We start from the raw sequence: 22032 nt of genomic DNA, 5'->3' as shown, positions 1-22032 counted from the left end.
TATTTGAGCCCTGTGCACTATATTTATATTAACGTTTACGTAAACGTAAACTAATTGAGAGCATAGTGATGCCGATTATTGAGACAAAAACCAACCCTCGCACAGCTGAATTTGCGGCCAACGAAAGCGCGATGCAGGAAAAAATCGCAGCGCTGACGGCCGCGCTAGAAAAAATCGGAATGGGTGGACCTGAAGCAGCCAGACAAAAACATATCGCGCGAGGAAAACTCCTGCCTCGCGAGCGAGTAGAGAAACTTCTGGACCCAGGGACGCCATTTTTGGAGTTGTCACCTCTCGCGGCCTACGAGATGTATGACGGTGATGCGCCAGCTGCTGGAATTATTACTGGAATAGGGCGTGTATCAGGTATTGAGTGCGTCATTGTTTGTAATGATGCGACAGTGAAGGGGGGCACGTATTACCCAATGACTGTCAAGAAGCACTTAAGAGCACAAGAAATTGCGGCTCAAAATCATTTGCCGTGCATTTATCTGGTTGACTCTGGTGGTGCAAACTTGCCTCAGCAAGAGGATGTTTTTGCAGACCGTGAACATTTTGGCCGCATATTTTTTAATCAGGCGAACATGTCCGCGCAGGGCATTGCGCAGATCGCTGTGGTGATGGGGTCATGCACGGCGGGCGGTGCCTATGTGCCCGCGATGAGCGATGAGTCGATTATTGTGCGTGAACAGGGGACCATCTTTTTAGGGGGGCCGCCCTTAGTCAAGGCTGCGACAGGCGAGCAAGTCTCAGCAGAGGACCTGGGAGGAGGTGACGTACATACTAGACTTTCAGGCGTTGCCGATCATTTGGCAATCGATGATCACCATGCGTTGCATCTTGCGCGCAAAATAGTCAGTCATCTCAATCGACAAAAACCACAGCAATTCACACAGCGCGACTCTCGAGAGCCGCTTTATCAAGTCGAAGAATTAAACGGAATTATTCCTGCAGATACACGCAAGTCCTATGATGTGCGCGAAATTATTGCGCGGCTTGTGGATGGCTCCGAGTTTGATGAATTTAAAGCGCGTTTTGGCACAACGTTGATTACAGGGTTTGCACATCTTTATGGAATGCCGATTGGGATTGTTGCAAACAATGGGATCTTATTTTCTGAGTCCGCACAAAAAGGAGCGCACTTTATTGAACTCTGTGCACAGCGAAAAATACCCTTAATTTTCTTGCAGAACATCACGGGTTTTATGGTGGGACGCAAATATGAAAATGAAGGAATCGCAAGACATGGTGCAAAGCTTGTGACAGCGGTCGCCACGGCGGCTGTGCCAAAAATCACAATCATTATTGGTGGCTCATTTGGTGCGGGGAATTATGGAATGTGCGGACGCGCCTATTCTCCGCGCTTTCTCTTTATGTGGCCCAATGCGCGCATCTCTGTCATGGGTGGTGAGCAAGCGGCCAGTGTACTTGCGACGATCAGGCGAGAGGGCATTGAAGCAAAAGGTGCCACATGGACTGCGGAACAAGAGCAAGCATTTAAACAGCCTATTCTTGAACAATTTGAACGAGAGGGTCATCCCTTTTATGCGAGCGCTCGGCTTTGGGATGATGGTGTGATCAAGCCCGCGGACACGCGTCGGATATTAGGCTTAAGTTTGTCAGCGGCATTAAATGCCGAAATTCCGGAGACACGCTTTGGCGTGTTCCGCATGTAACGGCAGGCGGAGACAAACTATGTTTAAAACGATATTGATTGCTAATCGCGGTGAAATTGCATGCCGGGTTGCAGCAACAGCGCGTAAGCTGGGTATTAAAACCATTGCAGTGTATTCGGATGCAGATGCGCAGTCCAAGCATGTTGTGAGTTGTGATGTCGCGGTGCGAATTGGACCTGCAGCAGCGAGCGACAGTTATTTAAAGGGTGAAGTGATACTAGACGTTGCAAAGCGTTATGGCGCGCAAGCCATTCATCCTGGGTATGGTTTTTTGTCAGAAAACGAAGGGTTTGCACTTGACTGCGAAAAAGCAGGATTGACATTTGTTGGCCCACCTGCTGCCGCAATTGCTGCGATGGGCAGTAAGGCTGCAGCAAAAAGTCTGATGGAAAAAGCGGGTGTCCCGCTTGTGCCTGGTTATCACGGAGAAAAGCAGGAGCCTGAATTTTTGCGAAAGCAGGCTGACGCAATGGGCTATCCCGTGTTGATCAAAGCGAGTGCAGGCGGTGGAGGAAAGGGCATGCGCGTGGTGGAGGCGAGTCTAGACTTTGAAGCGGCGCTCGCATCGTGTCAAAGAGAATCTCGCGCAAGCTTTGGTGATGATCGTGTATTGATCGAGCGCTATTTACACAAGCCACGTCATATCGAGATTCAGGTGTTTGCTGATAAGCATGGGCAATGTATATATTTGTTTGAGCGCGACTGCTCCATACAAAGACGTCACCAAAAAATCATCGAAGAAGCGCCAGCGCCTGAGCTGAGTGTTGACATGCGGCGGGCGATGGGGGAGGCTGCAGTCGCTGCTGCCCAAGCTGTGAACTATGTAGGCGCGGGAACCGTTGAGTTTATCGTCGAGCCCAATGGGCGTTTCTATTTTATGGAGATGAATACGCGACTGCAGGTTGAGCATCCTGTGACTGAAATGATCACGGGGTTGGATTTGGTGGAGTGGCAATTACGTGTCGCCGCTGGAGAACCATTGCCGCTGACACAAGAACAATTGCAGCTGACAGGCCATGCCATCGAAGCGCGTATTTATGCTGAAAATACAGAAAAAGGTTTTTTGCCATCGATTGGTCGACTGACGCATGTCGAGTGGCCCAAGCATGTCGAGTTTACGCATGGCGAGGTGCGTCTGGATGCAGGAGTGCGGGACGGCGATGAGATCTCGACGTATTACGATCCAATGATTGCAAAGTTGATCGTGTGGGGTGCAACCCGCGAGCAAGCACGTATTAGGATGCAGCAGGCTCTCTCGCAGACACAAATTGTGGGGGTGCATACCAATGTGGATTTCTTGTCGAGAGTGATGGACGATGAAGCGTTTGCATCCGCAGACCTTGATACTGGCTTTATTGAGCGCAGGCGCTCTAAGTTGTTGCCTGAGCGAATGCCTGCATCAGATTTTGAATTGGCGTGTGCGATTGTGGCGGTTGTATCCGAGGAGTATGCTGAGCGTGAATCAGACGGATCTCAGGTTGGACATGCAAACGACCCGTGGGGCATGTTGGATGGCTGGAGATTGAATGGTGACTACTGTCGACCTTTTCTATGGTTAGACGCAGAGTCGCAGAGAAAGGCGAGCTTGTTGATGGCAGGTCAGTCAAAACTCCTAGAGATAGAGGGGCGACGACATGAAGTTTCATGGCAAAGTCAGCGCAGGGCAACGGGTGTGCATCAACTTGTCTTGAGGTGGATGGGTGGTCAGCAAGCGGCAACAGTCATCAAACAAGATGATCGGGTGGATATCTTTGCTCAAGGCCAGCATGTCGTGTTGAGTATGCAAGACCCTCTCAAGCAATTTGCGAGCGGCGAGACCAATGCCGCAGGTGGACTCAACGCACCGATGCCTGGCAAGATCATTGCTTTACATGTCAAGGCAGGACAGCGGGTTAAAAAAGGCGATGCGCTGATTGTCATGGAAGCAATGAAGATGGAGCACGTTGTGTTTGCCCCGTCCGAAGGTGTGGTGAAAGAGGTATTTTTCGGCCTAGGTGAGCAGGTGAGTGAAGGCCTGCCATTACTTGAGTTGGTATGAAGTTACGAATGTTGCAGACATTTACAATCAGTACGCAAAACTACCAGTTAAAATGACAAGGTTGTCGTCCGATTATTTAATCAGGAGTCCATTCATGTTTTTAAAATCTTTAGTTAAAGTGTTAGGTGCTACAGCGCTTGTCGCAGCTGTTGCCGCTCCCGCGCAAGCGCAGCAGTTTTTCCGCATTGGTACGGGCGGAACGGCGGGTACTTACTACCCGGTGGGGGGCATGATCGCCAACTTGGTGACCCAGCCAGGCAAGCTGATTGCATCCGCCGTGGCGAGCAATGGTTCGGTGGCGAACGTCAACGGCATCATGGGCGGATCTCTTGAGTCCGGTTTTAGTCAGTCGGATGTGGCGTATTGGGCATACACCGGCACGGGGACGTTTGCAGGCAAGCCCAAGGCAGCGGACTTAAGACTGATTGCCACGCTCTATCCAGAAAGCATTCACTTAGTCGCACGCAAAGGTTCTGGTATCAAATCAGTCGCTGACTTGCGCGGTAAGCGTGTTTCGATGGACGAGCCTGGTTCGGGTACGTTGGTTGACGTTCGCCTGATCATGGGCGCATACGGCATGACAGATAAAGACGTCAAAGCTGAGTACATGAAGCCTAACCAAGCCGGCGAAAAAATGAAGGATGGTGGTTTGGATGCGTTCTTTATCGTCGCAGGCGCGCCAGTTGCGGCTGTTGCTGAGCTTGTTTCTAGTGGCGCAGGCGTGGAGCTTGTGTCGATCGCTGGGCCCGAGATTGATAAGTTGCGCGCGTCACAACGCTTTTTTACGCCTGACGTCATTCCCGCAGGTACGTATCAAGGTGTCGGCGAGGTCAAGACCATCGCGGTGAATGCGCAGTGGGTCACTTCTGCCAAGCAGCCCGAAGCCGTGGTGTACGAGATCGTGAAAGCAGTGTATTCGGATGCTGCTCAAAAAGCCTTGGCCGCTGGCCATTCAAAAGGCAAATTAATCACACTCTCCAACGCAGTGGTGGGGGCAGGTATCCCCTTTCACCCAGGTGCAGAGAAGTTTTATAAAGAAAAAGGTTTGTTGAAGTAATGGTTCAAGGCGTTGAGAGTCTATCGCTCGGGGCGCCTTAAGTGATGATGTGAGTAGCAAGGCGGTGAACGCGTAAGCGCAGCACCGCCTTTATTTTTGATCGAAATGGTCAACAGTTTATTAAGAGTCCGCCATGCAAATTGACGAAGTCAAAGCCCAAGCACTAACTGAAAAATTTGATCCTGAAATTCGGTTTCGTCCCCTCGCGGCGGGAGCAACCTGGATTGTTTCGATCTTATTGGTTTCTTTGTCGATCTTTCACTATTACACGGCGGGCTTTGGTTTATTGCGTGAGTCCACGCATCGTGGCGTGCATCTTGCCTTTGTTTTAAGCCTGATTTTTTTGGTGTTTGGTTTTAATAAACGGGCGTACAAGCGCGACCCCAAATCAACATGGTTCTCGCCGGGGGGCGTACCGCTCTTTGACTGGGCGATCGCCTTAGCGCTTGCGCTGACAGTGTTGTATATCCCTTACATTTTTGAAGAATTAGCCTTCAAGGTTGGCAACCCCGACACCATTGATGTCGTGATGGGAACGATCCTGTTGTTAGGACTTCTTGAGGGAACGCGTCGAGCAATGGGCTGGCCGCTGCCTATCATCGCGATTGTCTTTATTGTGTATGCGATGTTCGGTCAGGATTTTCCAGGGCTGCTAAAGCATGCTGGCAACACGTGGCCGCAAGTGGTCAATCACCTTTATTTGACGAGTCAAGGAGTCTATGGTGTTGCGATTGGTGTTGTGGCGACGTATGTTTTTCACTTCGTATTGTTTGGGGTGTTGGCCACACGGATTGGATTAGGGCAATTGTTTCTTGACGTGGCCTCTGCTGTTGCGGGGCGTTATGCAGGGGGGCCGGCCAAGGTTTCGGTTTTTGGTTCGGCGATGTTTGGCATGTTGTCAGGGTCCTCGATCGCAAATGCCGTAACGGTGGGTTCATTGACGATCCCTGCAATGATCCGAGTAGGTTATCCACGTCACTTTGCCGCCGGCGTCGAGGCGGCATCCAGCACAGGTGGTCAAATTACACCTCCAATCATGGGGGCGGCTGCCTTTTTAATGATTGAGTTTTTAAATATTCCTTACCGGGATATTGCCCTGGCAGCAACGTTTCCTGCTTTTTTATATTTCTTTGGCATGTTCATGCAGGTGCACTTTGAGGCCAAGCGTCAAAATTTGCGTGGCTTGACTGAAGAAGAAATGCCGAAGTTAAAAGAGTCCTTTCGCAAGCGCTGGCCAACGTTGATTCCGTTGGTGATTTTGATCGGCGTGTTGGTGAGTGGCCGTACCCCCTATCTCGCAGCATTCGCAGGCATTACCGCATGTATCGTGGTGGGTCTACTCAATCCTGTTCAGCGGTTGCGCTGGAAGGATCTGTACGATGCCTTTGAAACGGGTGCTAAATATGCGCTGGCAGTAGGTGCCGCAGCGGGCACGGTGGGTATTGTGATTGGGGTGGTCACACTCACAGGTGTCGGCTTTAAGGTGTCGTTCATTGTGATTGCGGCTTCGCAAGCGATTGCGGGTGCAGCGGCCGCCGTTCTGCCTGAGTTTTTAGTCAATATGCAGACCTTGACTTTAATTGCTGCGTTGGCGATCACGGGTCTTGTTTGTATTTTGATGGGATGTGGCATCCCGACGACGGCAAACTACATCATCATGGTGGCTGTTGCGGCACCAACCTTGGTGCAGCTCGGTGTTCAGCCGCTTGCTGCGCATATGTTTGTTTTTTACTTTGGGATTTTGGCTGATCTGACACCGCCCGTTGCCTTGGCGGCCTATGCGGCGGCTGGGATGGCAGGAAGCGACCCTTTCAAAACGGGCAACACAGCTTTTATGCTGGGAATCAGCAAGTTGCTGGTGCCTTTTGTGTTTATCTTTTCACCTTCCTTGCTCTTGGTATTGAAAGGATTTACGTGGTCGGAGTTTTTTGTGACCCTCAGTGGCGCGATGGTTGGCCTGGTATTGTTGTCCGCTTCATTTTCCGCATACTTTCTCACGCACATGAAAGCTTGGGAACGTTGGACGTTTGCAGCCGCAGCATTGTTGTTTATTGCGCCAGGTTGGGAAAGTGGTTTGGCAGGATTGGTGCTGGCACTCCCTGCGACACTGACGCAGTTTGCTCGACGCGCGACACCACCGGCGACTGTTTCCGCGTAATTGGCGCGGGGTCATCTGCGGGGCGACCTAAGGGGTATTGCAGATAGCGTTTGTTGTTTTCTATGTTTAAGGGTAAAGTTATTTCACATGAGGGGTCTGACAGACCCCGGTTAAAACAGGAGCCGTAGCTGCCATGTTCGATATCCTGGTTTACCTGTTTGAGAATTACTACACCCCCGAGGCCTGTCCGTCGGCGGAGGTCCTTGCCAAGCGGCTTGCCGCTGCAGGCTTCGAGCATACGGACATTGATGAGGCGCTTGGCTGGCTTGTTGGTTTAGCTGAAACCACTGAACAGTGTGTGGATCTTGCGCACACGCCTGGTGATGGTTTTCGTGTGTACGCCGAGAATGAGCAGCAACACCTCGGTGCCCAAGCGATTGGTTTTATTACGTTCCTTGAGGCAACGGAGGCTTTGTCGCCAGTATTGCGCGAAATTGTCATTGACCGTGCCATGGCAGCGACTGACGGCCCAGTCTCTCTGGAAAAGATCAAAATCATTGCCTTGATGGTCCTTTGGAGTCAGGAGTCTGAGGTGGATCATTTGATTCTTGAAGAGTTGTTGCGCGACGATGGTGACCGTCTGTTGCACTGAACAGCCCTCGGCTCACTTCCCATACGTTGGTCGCTTTGCGCCGAGTCCGAGCGGGCCCTTGCACGCAGGTTCAGTTGTAGCCGCTCTCGCGAGCTATTTGGATGCGCGTGCGCATGGTGGATCTTGGTTGGTGCGGATGGAGGATCTCGACGCGCCTCGAAATGTCCACGGCGCTGACGAGGTCATTTTGCAACAACTTCAGACGTTGGGGATGCGGTGGGATGGTGAGGTCTTATATCAATCTCGCCGATTAGATGCCTATCAGCAGTCTTATAATGCTCTTTTGTCGTTAAATCTCACTTATCCGTGCGGCTGCACTCGCCGGGAGATCGCCGACTCTGTCTTGCGCATGCAAGGACACTTTCCGGAGGGTGAGCGCCCCTATCCTGGTACCTGTCGCTCTGGGCGACCAGAAGGGCGTCAGGCGCACTCTTGGCGTTTGCGTGTGCCAGAGGGTCGGACAAGCTTTAAAGATCGCTGGATGGGCGCTATGGCGCAGGAAGTGGGTCAAGTCGTGGGTGATTTTGTTTTGCGTCGTGCTGACGGTATTTGGGCGTATCAATTAGCTGTGGTGGTGGACGATGCGCATCAAGGTGTGACGCACGTGGTGCGCGGTGAAGATTTGCTCAGCAGCACGGCACGTCAGTTAGTGTTGTTTAATTTACTGGGCTTGTCCCCACCGACATATTTGCACGTCCCCGTTGTGACGGATGAGGCAGGCCAAAAACTATCGAAACAAAATGGCGCGGCTGCGATAGATTTGAGTGATGCATTGGGTGTTTTGCAGCGGGCGTGGTTGGCATTGGGCTTTGATCCTTTGCCTGTTGCGGACGTAAGCCAATTTTGGGCGGCTGCAATCCCCGTTTGGGTGCAAGGGCTGAGTCGTGCTAACTTGCACGGCATTAATCGCCGCATTTATGATCCGCGCTAGACTGAAGTCAGAAAAGCGCCAGGGTTGAGCGTGTTGAGTACAAGAGCCGTATTTGGAAAAGAATGACTAAGACACTAATTATTGCTGAGAAACCATCTGTTGCCCTCGATATATCGCGGGCATTAGGTGGTTTTACGCGTGAGGGCGACTATTTTGAAAGTGACAATTTCGTTTTGTCCTCAAGCGTCGGTCACCTGTTAAGTCTCGTGGCACCGAACGATCCGGTCAAAGGAAAGTGGAGCTTTACTCACTTGCCTGTCATTCCGCCTCAGTTCGAGTTGAATCCGAGCGATAAAAAATCTGCTGAACGCCTGAAAATGCTCGTGCGCTTGATCAAGCGCAAGGATGTAACGGCCCTCATTAATGCATGTGACGCCGGCCGCGAGGGAGAACTGATTTTCCGCTACATCGAGCAATATGCAGGTCAGAAAAAGCCTGTTCAGCGGCTTTGGTTGCAGTCGATGACACAAGACGCGATTAAAGAGGCGTTCGCCAATTTACGTGCCGATACGACGATGAAGCCTCTGGAGGCTGCCGCACGTTCCCGCGCGGAGGCTGACTGGCTGGTGGGTATCAACGGTACGCGGGCCATGACGGCCTTTAACAGCAAAGATGGTGGTTTTTTCAAAACACCCGTTGGACGTGTACAAACACCAACGCTCGCCATTGTGTTTGAGCGTGAAGAAAAAATCCGGCGCTTTGAGCCACGCAATTATTGGGAAGTCCGCGCGACCTTTGTCGCAGCCTCGGGTCTGTATGAAGGCCGATGGTTTGATCCTCAGTTTAAGAAAGATGCAGAAGACCCAAGCAAGCATGAGTCTCGCCTTTGGGTAGAAGCCGCGGCAAAAAGCGTGGTCGCTGCATGTCGCGAACAACCAGGTGTTGTGACCGAAGTTGCAAAACCCAAGACAGAAGCTGCGCCTGCTTTGTTTGATTTAACCTCTTTACAGCGTGAGGCGAACGGGCGGTTTGGGTTTTCGGCCAAAGCGACCTTGTCCTTGGCGCAGAGTTTGTACGAGCGGCACAAAGCATTGACCTATCCGCGTACGGACTCCAAGCATTTGCCTGAAGACTACATCAACACGGTACGCGCCACGATTGAGGGTATTGCCGAGGGGGGGGGCGTCACAAGAAACCTAGCGCCTCATGCCAAGACGATTAGTAAGAGTGGTTGGATCAAGCCAAATAAAAGAATTTTCGACAACAAGAAAGTGTCGGATCACTTTGCGATTATCCCGACATTGCAAATTCCTAAAGAACTCAGCGAAGCCGAAGCAAAGCTATATGACTTGGTGGTCAAGCGCTTTTTGGCCATATTTTTCCCGTCGGCCGAATACCGCATGACGACGCGCACGACGACCGTTCAGTCCCATCAGTTTAAAACTGAAGGCAAGGTATTGGTCTCGCCAGGATGGTTGGCGGTATATGGTCGCGAAGCGCAAGAAGACGACGAGACCTTGGTGGCCGTGGTGGAGGGCGAGTCTGTTCGTACAGAAGAGGTGAATGCGATCGCTTTGGTCACTAAGCCACCCGCGCGCTATAACGAGGGCACCTTGTTGTCGGCGATGGAGCATGCCGGCAAGCTGGTGGATGATGACGAGTTCGCGCAGGCGATGGCGGCACGCGGCCTTGGTACGCCAGCGACGCGGGCTTCAATTATCGAAGGCTTGCTAAACGAGACTTACCTGCGACGTGATGGCCGCGATCTTGTCCCAACAGCCAAGACGCGCCAGTTAATGACCTTGCTAAACGGTTTGGATGTTAAGGAATTGACGTCGCCAGAGTTAACGGGCGAGTGGGAGCATAAGCTTCAGCAGATTGAGCATGGCGAACTGGAGCGTGATGCGTTCATGCGCGAAATTGCGCAAATGACCCAAGTCATTGTCAAGCGCGCCAAAGAATACGATCGCGATACCGTGCCAGGCGACTATGTCACGCTGACAACCCCATGTCCAAAATGCGGGTCTGTTGTAAAAGAAAACTATCGTCGCTATGCATGTACGAGCTGCGACTTTTCAATCGGTAAACATCCCGGTGGAAGAACCTTTGAGCCTGAAGAAGTTGAGACGCTGATCACGGATAAGCGCATTGGTCCGATGCAGGGATTCATCAGCAAAATGGGCCGTCCATTTGCCGCGATCTTAAAGTTGGATCCTGATTCAAAGTTGGAATTTGATTTTGGTCAGCGCGATGAAGAGTCAAACGAACCGGTTGATTTTTCAGGACATGCACCATTGGGTCATTGTCCTAAATGCTCTGCGCGTGTGTTTGAGCACGGCATGAGCTATATCTGCGAGAAGTCGGTTGGACCAGAACGTAACTGTGATTTCCGTTCGGGTAAAGTGATTTTGCAGCAAGAGATTGGTGCGGATCAAATGGTCAAGCTGTTAGAAAGTGGCAAGACTGATTTGCTAGAAGGCTTTGTTTCGAGTCGGACCAATCGAAAATTCAAGGCATATCTTGCGCGCGGTGAGGACGGCAAAGTCAGCTTTGAGTTTGAAGCGCGTCCAGAGAAGCCTGGACGCAAAACGCCGACGAAAACACCCGCGAAAACAGCGACAAAAACGGCTGGAAAGACAGCCGCTAAAAAGACAGCAAAAACGGCCACTAAGTCCGCAGCAAAAAAGGCGCCGACAAAAACTGCCGCAAAAAAAGCGGTGAAAAAAACGGTGAAAAAAGCCGTCAAAAAAGTGGCGAAAAAAGCAGTAAAAAAATCTACGGATAACGTGGTTTTAGATGAATGATCGGGAAACTAAAATGAGTGCGCACGCAGAAGTTAAGCGGATGACAGTCCCGCAATTGTTGGCTTGTAAAGGTCAGCGCAAGATTGTCGCGTTAACGGCTTACAGTGTGCCAACTGCAAGAGTGATTGATGATTATGTCGATTTCATTTTGATCGGTGATTCGACTGCAATGGTGGCTTACGGCTTGCCTAACACGCTGTCCATTTCACTTGAGCAAATTGGTCATCACACTGCAGCGGTTGTGCGCGGAACAAAACGTTCATGTATTGTTGCTGACCTTCCGTTCGGCAGCTATCAGGAGTCTTTGGGTCAAGCTTTTCGTAGCGCCGGTTATTTGTTGAGTCAGGGTGCGGATGCCGTTAAGCTAGAAGGCGGTGAGGTAATGGCCGAGACTGTCGAGTACCTCGTCAGCCGAGGCATTCCAGTACTGGCACACGTTGGCTTGATGCCTCAGTATGTCAACACCATGGGTGGCTATTTGGCGCAAGGCAAGACGCCCGACTCGGCAGCGCGTATTCTGGCGGATGCGCGGGTGCTCGAAAAAGCAGGCGCCTTTGGTGTCGTCCTTGAAGGCGTGACGGAAGCATTGGGTGCAGAGATCACTGCTCAGCTCAGCATCCCCACGATTGGTATCGGAGCCTCTCCCTCTTGCGACGGTCAGATTCTGGTGACAGATGACATGCTTGGACTCAGCGGTAATCGTGTGCCTAAGTTCGTCAAACGTTATGCGGATCTGGACTCGATCATGCGTAATGCTGTCCAGCAGTATGCCGATGAAGTGCGGGGCGGAAAGTTTCCCGAGGCACAGCACTGTTTTGGTGTGAAACGCACCTGATTTTTTCAAGTTTGATTGATGACAACAACTGAAAAGCCCTGGCACATTGTCAGGCGATCCAAAGTTCACGGCAACGGCGTGTTTGCTGCGCGCAATATTCCTGAGGGCACCCGTATCATTGAATATGGGGGCAAGACGATTAGTGCTAAAGAGGCTGACCGTCGTCATCCCACGAATCCTGAGGATCCGTTCCACACTTTTTTCTTTTCACTCAGTACAGGTAAAGTCATTGATGGCAATGACGAAGGTAATGACGCACGCTGGATTAATCACGCCTGCGAACCAAACTGTGAGAGTAGCGAAGGAAAAGGCGGGAAGCGGGTACACATCGTTGCTAAGCGCGATATCAAGCGCGGCGAAGAGTTGAATTACGACTACGGACTCGTGATTGATGATGAAAAGCTGACCAAAAAGCTTAAGGCGCAGTACGAGTGTCGTTGTGGCGCACCAAGTTGCCGTTTGACGATGTTGGCAGTGCCAAAGAAAAAGACGTCTAAAAAGAAATCTGAGGCATGATGGATGTTAAGCAGGCTTGCGGGTCTGCTTGACATTAAACCAACTGCCACCAAGCGAAGCCTAGCGCACTGGTCGCGCCTAACGTGAGGATGGTTCTCAATCTAAAGACCCACCGCGGAATCAAGTCGGGAACCCTGCGCATCAGTAGCCCGTCGAATACCCATTGAAGCGCCAAGCCCGCGATCAACATGCGTAAGCCGATGGCAGGCTCTGTCATGATGGATGCCCAACCGATCAATGCAGGCACCACACTCCAGAGAAACATTGCTACACGTGGTGCGGGCGCTTTGGCATGGACGGCTAAGCCCCACCAGAGTGCACCAATAAAGCTGAGGATAATCGCGCCATACATAATCAGCGCCATCAGCGCGAGCAATGGATCAAGCCCGCTTGAGAGCTGTGTCGAGAGGGCAAGCCCCCAAAAGGGCAAGAGTCCTAGCAAGCCGGGAATGAGTGCTGCGGCAGGAATGCTGGCAGGCAGGGCAGGATGTGTGGCGTTCAAAAGATCAGACATAATTGCAATATTACCAATTGAACTTAAAACTGTTGAGTAAAAACGTGGCTGAACTTCGAGAACTTGCACTCTGTGCCCTGAGTCAAACCACTTGGCAAGAAAAAGCGGATCTTTTAGCCAAGGTTTGCGAGGACACACCGATTGACTCCGTTCGCGCTCTAAAGGCATACGCTCCGATTCCTGGGCGTCCTTTGGTTGAGTTGGTTCCTCCGGCTGGACTGCGTTTGCGAAGCGTACATACGCTTGAGGGGCGTGCGGTGTTGATCCACGCTTTGGCACACATTGAATTCAACGCGATTAATTTAGCGCTTGATGTGGTGTGGCGTTTTAGCCAGATGTCCGAAGCATTTTATCGGCAGTGGATTGGGGTCGCGATCGAGGAGGCCGCACATTTTCAAATGCTGGACGCACACCTGAACACGCTTGGTTTCAAATATGGTGATTTTCCGGCGCATGACGGTCTTTGGGAGATGGCTGAGCGCACGAAGGATGATGTGTTGGCACGTTTGGCATTGGTGCCTCGTACCTTGGAGGCGCGAGGTTTGGATGCATCGCCTGCTGTGCGTCACAAACTTGCGAGTGGGGGCGATCCTCAGGCTGCGGCGATTGTGGATATTATTTTGCGTGAGGAGATCGGCCACGTGGCAATTGGTAACTTCTGGTACCGCTGGCTGTGCGCCGAGCGTGGTCTTGAGCCAATTCAAACGTATGCCGACCTTGCAATGCAGTATCGAGCGCCAACGCTCAAGGGGCCTTTTAATATTGAGGCGCGCTTGGCAGCCGGTTTTGAACCGGCGGAAATTGCTGCATTACAAAAGGCAAACGGGCGTCTACAAGAAACGCCCGTTTAAATTACATCAAGAGTGCTCCTTTGGGAGCGCTTGGTGTCCTAATTAAGCCGCATTGATGTGTCGATTCAGTGCGCTCAGGACGGCTTTAAAGGATGCTGTCACGATGTCTCGGTCGACGCCCACGCCAAATCCTGTGGCGCCTTCTTCGATACGCGCCTCGACATAGCACGCTGCACGTGTGTCTGTGCCTATACCGATCGCATGCTCGTGATAGTCCATGATACGAACAGGAATGCCCAAGCAGTCGACAAACGCTGAAATTGCACCATCGCCGGAACCCGTCAATTTGCGTCGCGATCCTCCGACATCAAACTCGGCTTCGATCGTGAACAGCTTGCCTTCGGCAGCGCTTGGGTCACCGGTAATGCTGTGTTTAATCAGCTTCCATGGCTCGGTCTGAGTTAAATATTCTTTGTTGAAAATACTGTAAACATCCGTGGCGGTCACTTCGCGGCCTGTTTCATCTGTCACGCGCTGAATCGCGCGGCTAAATTCAATTTGCAAACGACGTGGCAAGGCGAGGCCGTGTTCCTGCTCAAGCAAATATGAGACGCCTCCTTTACCTGACTGACTGTTGACACGGATCACGGCATCGTAGCTGCGACCGAGGTCGGCGGGGTCAATTGGCAAATAAGGAACCTCCCAAATTGCATCCGCTTTTTGTACTGCAAAGCCCTTTTTAATGGCATCTTGGTGCGAGCCCGAGAAGGCGGTAAAGACCAAGTCTCCCGCATAGGGATGGCGGGGATGCACAGGTAACTGATTACAAAACTCAACACAGCGTCGGACTTCGTCGATGTCTGAGAAATCTAAACCGGGGTGGATGCCTTGTGTGTAGAGGTTTAAGGCTAAGGTCACGAGGTCAACGTTGCCGGTGCGCTCGCCGTTGCCAAACAAACAGCCTTCAACGCGATCGGCACCCGCCATCAAACCAAGCTCAGCTGCGGCGACGGCAGTGCCGCGATCGTTGTGCGGGTGCAAGCTGATGATGACGCTGTCGCGCTTGTTGAGATTGTTGTGCATGTATTCGATTTGGTCGGCATACATGTTGGGCGTAGTGGCCTCAATGGTCGCGGGCAAGTTGTAAATGATTTTGCGCTGAGGCGTGGGTTTCCACGTATCAGTCACGGCATTACACACTTCGAGCGCGAAGTCTGGCTCAGTGGTGCTAAAAACTTCTGGCGAGTATTCGTACAACCACTCTGTCTGAGGGTATTTTGCCATGCAGGCCATCACGCACTTGGTGCCTTCGACGGCGACTTGCTTGACCTCTTCGCGATTCATGTTGAATACAATGCGGCGAAAACCTGGCGCGCATGCGTTGTACAAGTGGATCATGGCGCGCTTGGCACCGGCAGCAGCCTCGACCGTGCGTTCGATGAGTTCAGGGCGTGCCTGCGTCAAGGCGATGATCGTGACATCATCGGGGATGAGCTTGTCGTCGACGAGCTTGCGCACAAAGTCGAAGTCAGTTTGTGATGCGGAGGGGAATCCCACCTCGATTTCTTTGAAACCAATTTTGATGAGCATGTCGAAAAAACGCAGCTTGCGTTCGACGCTCATCGGTTCGATCAAGGACTGGTTGCCATCGCGCAGATCCGTGCTCATCCAGATAGGCGGATGGGTAATCCGCTTGGTTGGCCAGGTGCGTTCAGAAAAATCTCGTTCGAAGGGTTTGAACGGAATGTATTTTGTGGCGGGATTCGAAAGCATGTTTAACCTCAAGTCTATTTGTTCGATGTTGCGTTTCAGGGGCATCGCAATCATCTGCTGCTGGTTTCTGACCAGCGCCCGGTAGAACCGGGATTAATACAAGGAATCTGGTGGGGTAATGCGGAGTGGCCAAGGGCTGCCGGACTGCCACGGGACGCTAGGTCCGGCAACCGATCGCTAGTAGCAGCGGTAGTAGGCTGGGTGTGGCAGTAGGCTTGGCTAAGGGGGACACGCGTCCGATACGCAACATCGCACCATCGCCCTGTGAGGCGATGAGGTTTAAACGAGGGCAGGCAGTGCCTGAGATGTGCGCGTACATAACCATAAGTCAAACATAAAAGCAGTCCAAAAGCAAGCGCAGCTTCACTTTGACGGCCTAGTCGGACACTTTTAAGCAACGGTTTACTTTAGGCGAGAAGGGTTGGCTCACGCTGGCCGTCGGGAGCGTGGGGGGTGTCTGACGGGTCGGTTGTTGGCGTCACTGTTTTAGGCGTGAGGGCCATTTCAAGTTCAAGCTTCTGCGCGCGAGCTAAATCTAACTTGCGCTGACGACCTGAGCGCAGCTGTGCGAGCGTGGACTGAATGTTGCCGATCGTGACAGGATTTGACTTGTCACGCCAGACCCAATCCAGCACATCGAGTGCTTCTTGGCTCAGGCCAGTACACAGTTTGCGCATCTCGCCAAGCGGAACAAGCGCAGCACGTCCGCGTTTAACGCTACTTTTGAGCCAGCTCATGAGGCCACTCAGTACAAAAAGTACCAGAAGCGCGGCAATCAGCCACCAAAAGAATTTTTGGTATTGCATGACGAAATCGATCACCGTCTTGCCAAGGATCTCGTTGAGACCAGAGATATGCAGACTAAACTCTAGCCAGCCTTTGCCGCGTGCCAAAATGCCTTGCACGCAATAAAGCAGCAAGGCCAGCACACTTAAGGTCACAACTAAGCGAATAATTAGTCGCGGCAGCCCTAAACGCAACAAGGTATTGCCCAGAAGATAGACATCTTTTCGGATATTTGCGGTGTTTGGTGTGATCATCATGCAAAATATTGTACCTATGACTCGCAATTTTCTCGAACTTCGTCTTGGTCAGAGCCTGACACTGACCCCGGCACTGCAACAGTCCATCCGACTTTTGCAGTTGTCGACCCTCGACTTAGAGGCGGAAGTTGCGAAGGCGCTCGCTGAAAACCCTCTGTTAGAACAAGAAGGTGAAGGCCTGCAAGACCCTGGGGCCTTAGGCTCTACTGTGAGGGTGGACCAGGCGTTCGAAGGCCCTGCAGACCCTGCTGAAGGCCCTCAGACGGACGTGGAGGGGTCGACAACCTCCTCTTCGGAGAGTGACTTGCCCTTTGAGCGCGAGCGTTCGGAGTTTTCAGCTGAGTCACGTCATTCTAGAGATGATGAGTTCACGGAGCGTCCCGAAGCGGCCCGTGAAAGTAATTTGCGTGAATATTTGCTTGGTCAGCTTGGTACAACGCGACTCAGTGAGCGGGATGCTGCCATCGTGGGCTTGTTGATCGAGGAACTCAACGAAGACGGGTTATTAGCTTCGCCGCTTGAGGAAATCGTCGGATGGATGAGTCCAGAATTGGGATTAGAGCTTGATGATTTTCGCCTGGGACTCACATTTTTGCAGTCACTGGATCCGCCTGGTGTGGGTGCCCGTGATCTTGGAGAGTGTTTAGATTTGCAATTGCAATATGCAGACCCTGAGCACTTACCTGAGGTCAACAATGCAGACGTGCTGACGTTAGCGCGAAGAGTGTGTCAACAGCACCTCCATATCTTGGCAACAGGCAATATGAGTAAGTTGCGAGAGGCATTAGGGTGTGAGGCTGAGTTGTTGCGCCGAGCGCACGCGCTGATCGTTCGCTTGAACCCCCGCCCTGGAAGTCGTTGGAATAAGCCCGCGGCAGACTTTGCTGTTCCGGATGTGATTGTGCGAAAAACACGTAAGGGTTGGGAGGCCCATCTGAACGAGGCTGTGATGCCAAAGCTGCGTGTCAACGCGATGTATGCCGAGGCGCTTGGAAGTCCACGAGGTGGTGCGAATAGTGCGCTTCATGGGCAGTTGCAAGAGGCACGCTGGATGATACGTAATGTCGCACAGCGGTTTGAGACGATTTTGCGCGTATCCCAAGTGATCGTGGCGCATCAACAAAGTTTCTTTACGAAAGGTTGGGAGGCGGTACGTCCCCTCACGCTTAAAGACATTGCGCTTGAGCTTGGCATGCATGAGTCAACGATTTCGCGCGCAACGACGCAAAAATATATGGTGACGCCATACGGTACGTTGGAGCTCAAGCGCTTTTTCAGCACAGGTTTATCGACCGAGGGGGGCGAGGCGACCTCTTCGACGGCTGTCCAGACGCGGATTCAGGCGTTGATTCGTCAAGAAGATCGGGCCCGTCCCCTGTCAGACAGTCAGCTCGTCACGTTATTGGACAAGGATGGCATTACGATCGCGCGTAGAACGGTTGCCAAGTACCGCGAGCAAATGAGAATCCCCACCGCACCGTTACGCAAGTCGCAAGCAGGTGCGGCTTAGCCGCCTGGATTAAAGGTGTTAGTTCGCTCAGGGCACTCTGCAATTTTGCCCCAAGCTCTGTTCGGTCCGCAGTATTTAGATTGCGCCGCATCGATACAACCAGGGCGCCTAAAAAAACCAACGCTGTTGCATTGAGCGAGTTCTTTCTTTAAGGAGTCTTGCCAGCTCAGTACTTGAGGAGGTGGGGGTGTATTGGGCCGCGTCGTTGCAGAGTCTGTGCCGGGGGTGCGTGCATCGATTGTGCGCACGGAGTCAGAGGATGTTTCTTTATCCTCATCATTTTCGCTCTCATCGTCTTCTTCGCCATCTTTTTTGTAGGAGTTCGCATCTGCACGTGAGGCAATCACGGGTGCAATGGTCCACTCAACCGGGGCCATTTCTTTTGGAACACCAAGCGTACCGTCAATACGGGGTTGAGGGGGCTGTGGCGCGAGAGGTTTGCCGTCCGCATCGAGGACCTCACCATTTTCATTTTTTGGGGTAAAGGCAGAGGCGATAGACTCGGGTGCTTGCTCAACAAGCCAGAGCCCAAGTTGTCGGCCGCCTTGCCAGGAGGCGACGATGGCTAACAACAAAAAGAGTGTGAGGGCGCGCCAAGACATAGGGATCTCTGAGTTGCGGGGTGTCAGACTTTGTCAGAAAACACTTGACCACCGTGTTCACGCATCGCATGAAATCGTATCGCCGGATGACGCTCTTCGGCGACCCGAAGTTGCGCGGTTGACGAGACAAGGAAGGCTGGTGCTTCGACCACATCATAGGCGATATGAGAGGCGTTGGCATCAATGAATTTGCGTAGTTCTTTTGGATCTTCGGCTGTTATCCAGCGAGCCATGTTGTAGCGTGAAGGCATCAGTCGTGCTTCGGCACCATATTCGGCCTGTAGGCGGTGTGCCACGACTTCAAACTGAAGTTGGCCGACTGCACCAAGCAGCATCGCGCCACCTGCAGCAATAGGTTTAAAAACCTGGATAGCACCCTCTTCGCCGAGCTGGAGCAGACCCGTGCGCAGTTGTTTGATGCGCAGCGGATCTTTGGTTTCAACGGCCTGGAAAAGCTCAGGAGCAAAAAATGGAAGGCCTGTGAAATGCAGGGCCTCGCCTTCGGTTAAGACATCTCCCAAATGCAAAATCCCATGGTTTGGGATACCAATCACATCGCCTGCATAGGCCTCGTCGACGAGTTCACGGCGTTGTGACAGAAAAGACACAACGTTGTTTGGGCGAATTTCTTTACCATTGCGAGAGACTTTAAGGCGCATACCGCGTTCAAATTTGCCTGAACTCACGCGGACGAACGCGACGCGATCGCGGTGCGCAGGATCCATGTTGGCTTGGACTTTAAATACGACACCGGTAAATTTGGGCTCTTCGGGGTGGACGACTCGCTCCAGCGCTTGGCGTGAGCCAGGTGGTGGTGCTTGGTCGACCAAGGCATCCAATACCTCTTGAACGCCAAAGTTATTGATGGCAGAACCGAAAAAGATTGGGGTTTGTTTGCCGGCTAAAAAAGCATCGTGGTCAAAGGTTGGTGCGGCAGCTTGAATGAGCTCAATCTCGCCTTTGGCTTGTTCAAAGGCAGAACCAAAGCGCTTGGCAATTTCAGGGTTGTCTAGACCGTCAATAAAGTCATCCGTGCTGTCGTTACGGCGCTCTTGTCCTGGACGGAAGAGTCGCATACGGTCACGCTGAATATCGAATACACCACCGAAGGCTTTGCCCATACCAACAGGCCAAGAGAAGGGAACGGCATCCATGCCGATGTGCTGTTCGATCTCGGACAGCAGCTCAAGCGGATCGCGAACCTCTCGGTCCATCTTGTTGATAAAGGTGATGATGGGTGTATTGCGGGCTCGGCAGACTTGTAGCAAGCGAATCGTTTGTGGTTCGACACCGTTTGCGGCATCAATCACCATGAGTGCGGCATCAACGGCGGTCAGAACTCGGTAGGTGTCTTCGGAGAAGTCCTGGTGGCCCGGGGTATCGAGCAAATTGATCACGCAATCGCGATATTCCATCTGCATCACTGAGGAGGCAACAGAAATGCCGCGTTGTTTTTCAATCTCCATCCAGTCCGAGGACGCATGGCGGGAGGCCTTGCGTGCCTTGACGCTGCCGGCGATCTGGATCGCACCCGCGAAAAGCAACAGCTTTTCGGTGAGTGTCGTTTTACCGGCGTCAGGGTGAGAAATAATGGCGAACGTTCTGCGTCGCGCAACTTCAGCTTGAATACTCATGGTGAGGCATTTTACAGGCTGGACGAACCAGCCTGTTTTCGGGCTAATTACTTGTTAAAAAGGGCTGGGCGACGAGGGCGATTGGCTGGGCTGGGGCCATTTGGGCCTGAGCCAGCGCGAACCGGACCGCCGGTGCCTGTGCGAGCGGGGGCGTGACCTGAGGGGGCGCGACCGCTGCCTTGACCTTCGCGGCGAGGCGCTTGACCCGTACCTTGGCCGGCACGTGCCGGACGAGGCGCGCCCGAACCGGCGGGACCGGCAGGGCGGGATGAGCGTTGTTGGGGCCGGCGTGGACCGTCGCGACGACCTTCGGAACGTGCATCGTCGTCCGCATCGTGGGTGGATACTGGTGAAGCGGTCCAGCCAGTCGGTGCCGGAAGCTGGGGAATCTGCTTTTTGATAATGCGTTCAATCGCTTTGAGGTACTTGATTTCGCTCGAGTCGACTAAGGAAACCGCTGAGCCAGCGGCACCCGCACGGCCTGTACGGCCAATGCGGTGAACGTAGTCTTCGGGTACGTTTGGCAACTCGAAATTCACAACCTGTGGAAGTTGGTCAATATCGAGACCGCGGGCGGCGATGTCAGTGGCGACTAAAACGGCAACTTTGCCCTTTTTAAAGTCATCCAGTGCACGAGTACGTGCCGCTTGGCTCTTGTTGCCGTGAATCGCTGAGGCTGACAAGCCATCTTTGACGAGCTTTTCGGCTAAGCGGTTCGCACCGTGTTTGGTGCGCGTAAAAACCAACACTTGGTGCCAGCCGCTTTCGCGAATGATGTGGCTAAGGATGTCACGTTTGTGCGCCTGGGGCACCATGTGAACCGTCTGATCGACGCGCTCGGCTGTGGTGTTGCGTGCGGCAACAGAAACTTCAGAAGCGTTGTTCAGAACGCCCTTGGAAAGTTCACGGATTTCGTCCGAGAACGTCGCTGAAAAGAGTAGGTTTTGACGTTGACGGGGCAGCAAGGCAAGGATCTTGCGGATGTCACGGATAAAGCCCATGTCCAGCATGCGGTCGGCTTCGTCCAGGACGAGAATCTCAACACCTGATAAGTCGACGTTGCGCTGCTGGCAATGATCCAGCAAGCGCCCAGGTGTTGCCACCAGGATGTCGATGGGTTTGCGCAAGGCGTTAGTCTGGGGGTTGATATTGACGCCACCAAAAATCACCATAGAGGAAATTTTGGTGTGAATACCGTAGGTTTTGACGGACTCTTCGACCTGCGCGGTTAATTCGCGGGTAGGCGTGAGAATCAGTACACGTGGGCGGCCAGGTTTGCGCAGCTCAAGCGGTTTGGCGAGCAACATGTGCAAAATAGGAAGCGTAAAGCCCGCAGTTTTGCCGGTACCGGTTTGGGCTGCAGCGAGTAAGTCACCGCCCGCTAAAACACGGGGAATAGCTTGGGCTTGAATAGGAGTGGGTGCGGTGTAGCCAGCATCAGCAATCGCACGCAAAAGAGGATCAGCCAACCCGAGGTCAGCAAAAGTAACAGAAGTAGACAAGAGAACAGCTCCATCGTCGTGCCGGTCCGCAACTAAATGTGGACTCCAATCGGGGCAGACGAACAGGGAGTAAAAACGCCTTGGAGGCGAGCGCCCACAGAGTTTGGGCTTAGCGA

The 22032-nt window shown here is 52.6% G+C and carries 18 protein-coding genes; 11 read left to right on the top strand and 7 right to left on the bottom strand.

The features are described 5' to 3' along the window. Positions 1-68: 68 nt before the first annotated feature. From WBJ47_RS07600 to WBJ47_RS07560, 9 genes are all read left to right on the top strand, one after another. Positions 69-1676, top strand: coding sequence for a carboxyl transferase domain-containing protein (locus tag WBJ47_RS07600; protein WP_422242993.1), 1608 nt, complete (start codon positions 69-71; stop codon positions 1674-1676). 19 nt (positions 1677-1695) lie between these two features. Next, entirely contained in the window at positions 1696-3714 is a 2019-nt protein-coding gene (locus tag WBJ47_RS07595) for an acetyl/propionyl/methylcrotonyl-CoA carboxylase subunit alpha (protein WP_422242992.1), read from the top strand. A 94-nt stretch (positions 3715-3808) separates the two neighbouring features. Then, positions 3809-4771 carry a TAXI family TRAP transporter solute-binding subunit gene (locus tag WBJ47_RS07590; protein WP_422242991.1) on the top strand — a complete coding sequence of 321 codons (963 nt, stop codon included), beginning with the start codon at positions 3809-3811 and terminating at the stop codon, positions 4769-4771. 133 nt (positions 4772-4904) lie between these two features. Further along, a complete protein-coding gene (locus WBJ47_RS07585) occupies positions 4905-6929 on the top strand; it encodes a TRAP transporter permease (protein ID WP_424585381.1) in 2025 nt (674 codons plus the stop codon). Between the two features lie 133 nt (positions 6930-7062). Next, a complete protein-coding gene (locus WBJ47_RS07580; RefSeq protein WP_422242976.1) occupies positions 7063-7521 on the top strand; it encodes a DUF494 family protein in 459 nt (152 codons plus the stop codon). Further along, positions 7499-8452 carry a tRNA glutamyl-Q(34) synthetase GluQRS gene (gene gluQRS / locus WBJ47_RS07575; protein ID WP_422242989.1) on the top strand — a complete coding sequence of 318 codons (954 nt, stop codon included), beginning with the start codon at positions 7499-7501 and terminating at the stop codon, positions 8450-8452. Before WBJ47_RS07580 ends, gluQRS begins: the two co-directional genes overlap by 23 nt. A gap of 62 nt (positions 8453-8514) precedes the next feature. Beyond that, the gene (locus WBJ47_RS07570) at positions 8515-11196 is read left to right on the top strand and encodes a DNA topoisomerase III (protein ID WP_422242975.1); all 2682 of its coding nucleotides are present in this window, start codon (positions 8515-8517) and stop codon (positions 11194-11196) included. Between the two features lie 13 nt (positions 11197-11209). Continuing rightward, a complete protein-coding gene (panB, locus tag WBJ47_RS07565; protein WP_422242974.1) occupies positions 11210-12031 on the top strand; it encodes a 3-methyl-2-oxobutanoate hydroxymethyltransferase in 822 nt (273 codons plus the stop codon). 18 nt (positions 12032-12049) lie between these two features. After that, entirely contained in the window at positions 12050-12547 is a 498-nt protein-coding gene (locus WBJ47_RS07560; protein WP_422242973.1) for an SET domain-containing protein, read from the top strand. Between the two features lie 34 nt (positions 12548-12581). Here WBJ47_RS07560 and WBJ47_RS07555 read toward each other — a convergent pair whose 3' ends face one another. Beyond that, positions 12582-13061: a DUF3429 domain-containing protein gene (locus WBJ47_RS07555; protein ID WP_422242972.1), complete on the bottom strand. Its 480-nt coding sequence runs from the start codon at positions 13059-13061 to the stop codon at positions 12582-12584. Between the two features lie 44 nt (positions 13062-13105). On the opposite strand from WBJ47_RS07555, the gene WBJ47_RS07550 reads away from it, so the two are divergent. Next, positions 13106-13912, top strand: a complete 807-nt coding sequence (locus WBJ47_RS07550; RefSeq protein ID WP_422242971.1) for a ferritin-like domain-containing protein — start codon at positions 13106-13108, stop codon at positions 13910-13912. A 42-nt stretch (positions 13913-13954) separates the two neighbouring features. Here the strand turns inward: WBJ47_RS07550 and leuA are convergent, their stop codons facing one another. From leuA to WBJ47_RS07535, 3 genes are all read right to left on the bottom strand, one after another. After that, on the bottom strand, positions 13955-15625 hold the full coding sequence (leuA, locus tag WBJ47_RS07545; RefSeq protein ID WP_422242970.1) for a 2-isopropylmalate synthase: 1671 nt from the start codon (positions 15623-15625) through the stop codon (positions 13955-13957). A 157-nt stretch (positions 15626-15782) separates the two neighbouring features. Continuing rightward, complete coding sequence (locus tag WBJ47_RS07540; RefSeq protein ID WP_422242969.1) at positions 15783-15944, bottom strand: hypothetical protein; 162 nt, start codon at positions 15942-15944, stop codon at positions 15783-15785. A gap of 88 nt (positions 15945-16032) precedes the next feature. After that, on the bottom strand, positions 16033-16668 hold the full coding sequence (locus WBJ47_RS07535) for a hypothetical protein (protein WP_422242968.1): 636 nt from the start codon (positions 16666-16668) through the stop codon (positions 16033-16035). Here WBJ47_RS07535 and rpoN point away from each other — a divergent pair. Further along, complete coding sequence (gene rpoN / locus WBJ47_RS07530; RefSeq protein ID WP_422242967.1) at positions 16667-18178, top strand: RNA polymerase factor sigma-54; 1512 nt, start codon at positions 16667-16669, stop codon at positions 18176-18178. The two genes, WBJ47_RS07535 and rpoN, sit on opposite strands and share 2 nt — an antisense overlap. On the opposite strand, the gene WBJ47_RS07525 is transcribed toward rpoN, so the two are convergent. Genes WBJ47_RS07525 through WBJ47_RS07515 form a run of 3 tightly spaced genes read right to left on the bottom strand, consistent with a single transcriptional unit; the run spans position 18175 to position 21916 of the window. Further along, the gene (locus WBJ47_RS07525) at positions 18175-18780 is read right to left on the bottom strand and encodes a hypothetical protein (RefSeq protein WP_422242966.1); all 606 of its coding nucleotides are present in this window, start codon (positions 18778-18780) and stop codon (positions 18175-18177) included. The two genes, rpoN and WBJ47_RS07525, sit on opposite strands and share 4 nt — an antisense overlap. Before the next feature lie 23 nt (positions 18781-18803). Further along, positions 18804-20414, bottom strand: coding sequence for a peptide chain release factor 3 (locus WBJ47_RS07520; RefSeq protein WP_422242965.1), 1611 nt, complete (start codon positions 20412-20414; stop codon positions 18804-18806). 47 nt (positions 20415-20461) lie between these two features. After that, positions 20462-21916, bottom strand: a complete 1455-nt coding sequence (locus WBJ47_RS07515; protein ID WP_422242964.1) for a DEAD/DEAH box helicase — start codon at positions 21914-21916, stop codon at positions 20462-20464. Positions 21917-22032: the final 116 nt, after the last annotated feature.

It is taken from the genome of Zwartia sp., assembly GCF_049655405.1.
Lineage (GTDB): Bacteria > Pseudomonadota > Gammaproteobacteria > Burkholderiales > Burkholderiaceae_B > Zwartia.
This window is presented reverse-complemented; position numbering and strand designations above follow the sequence as displayed.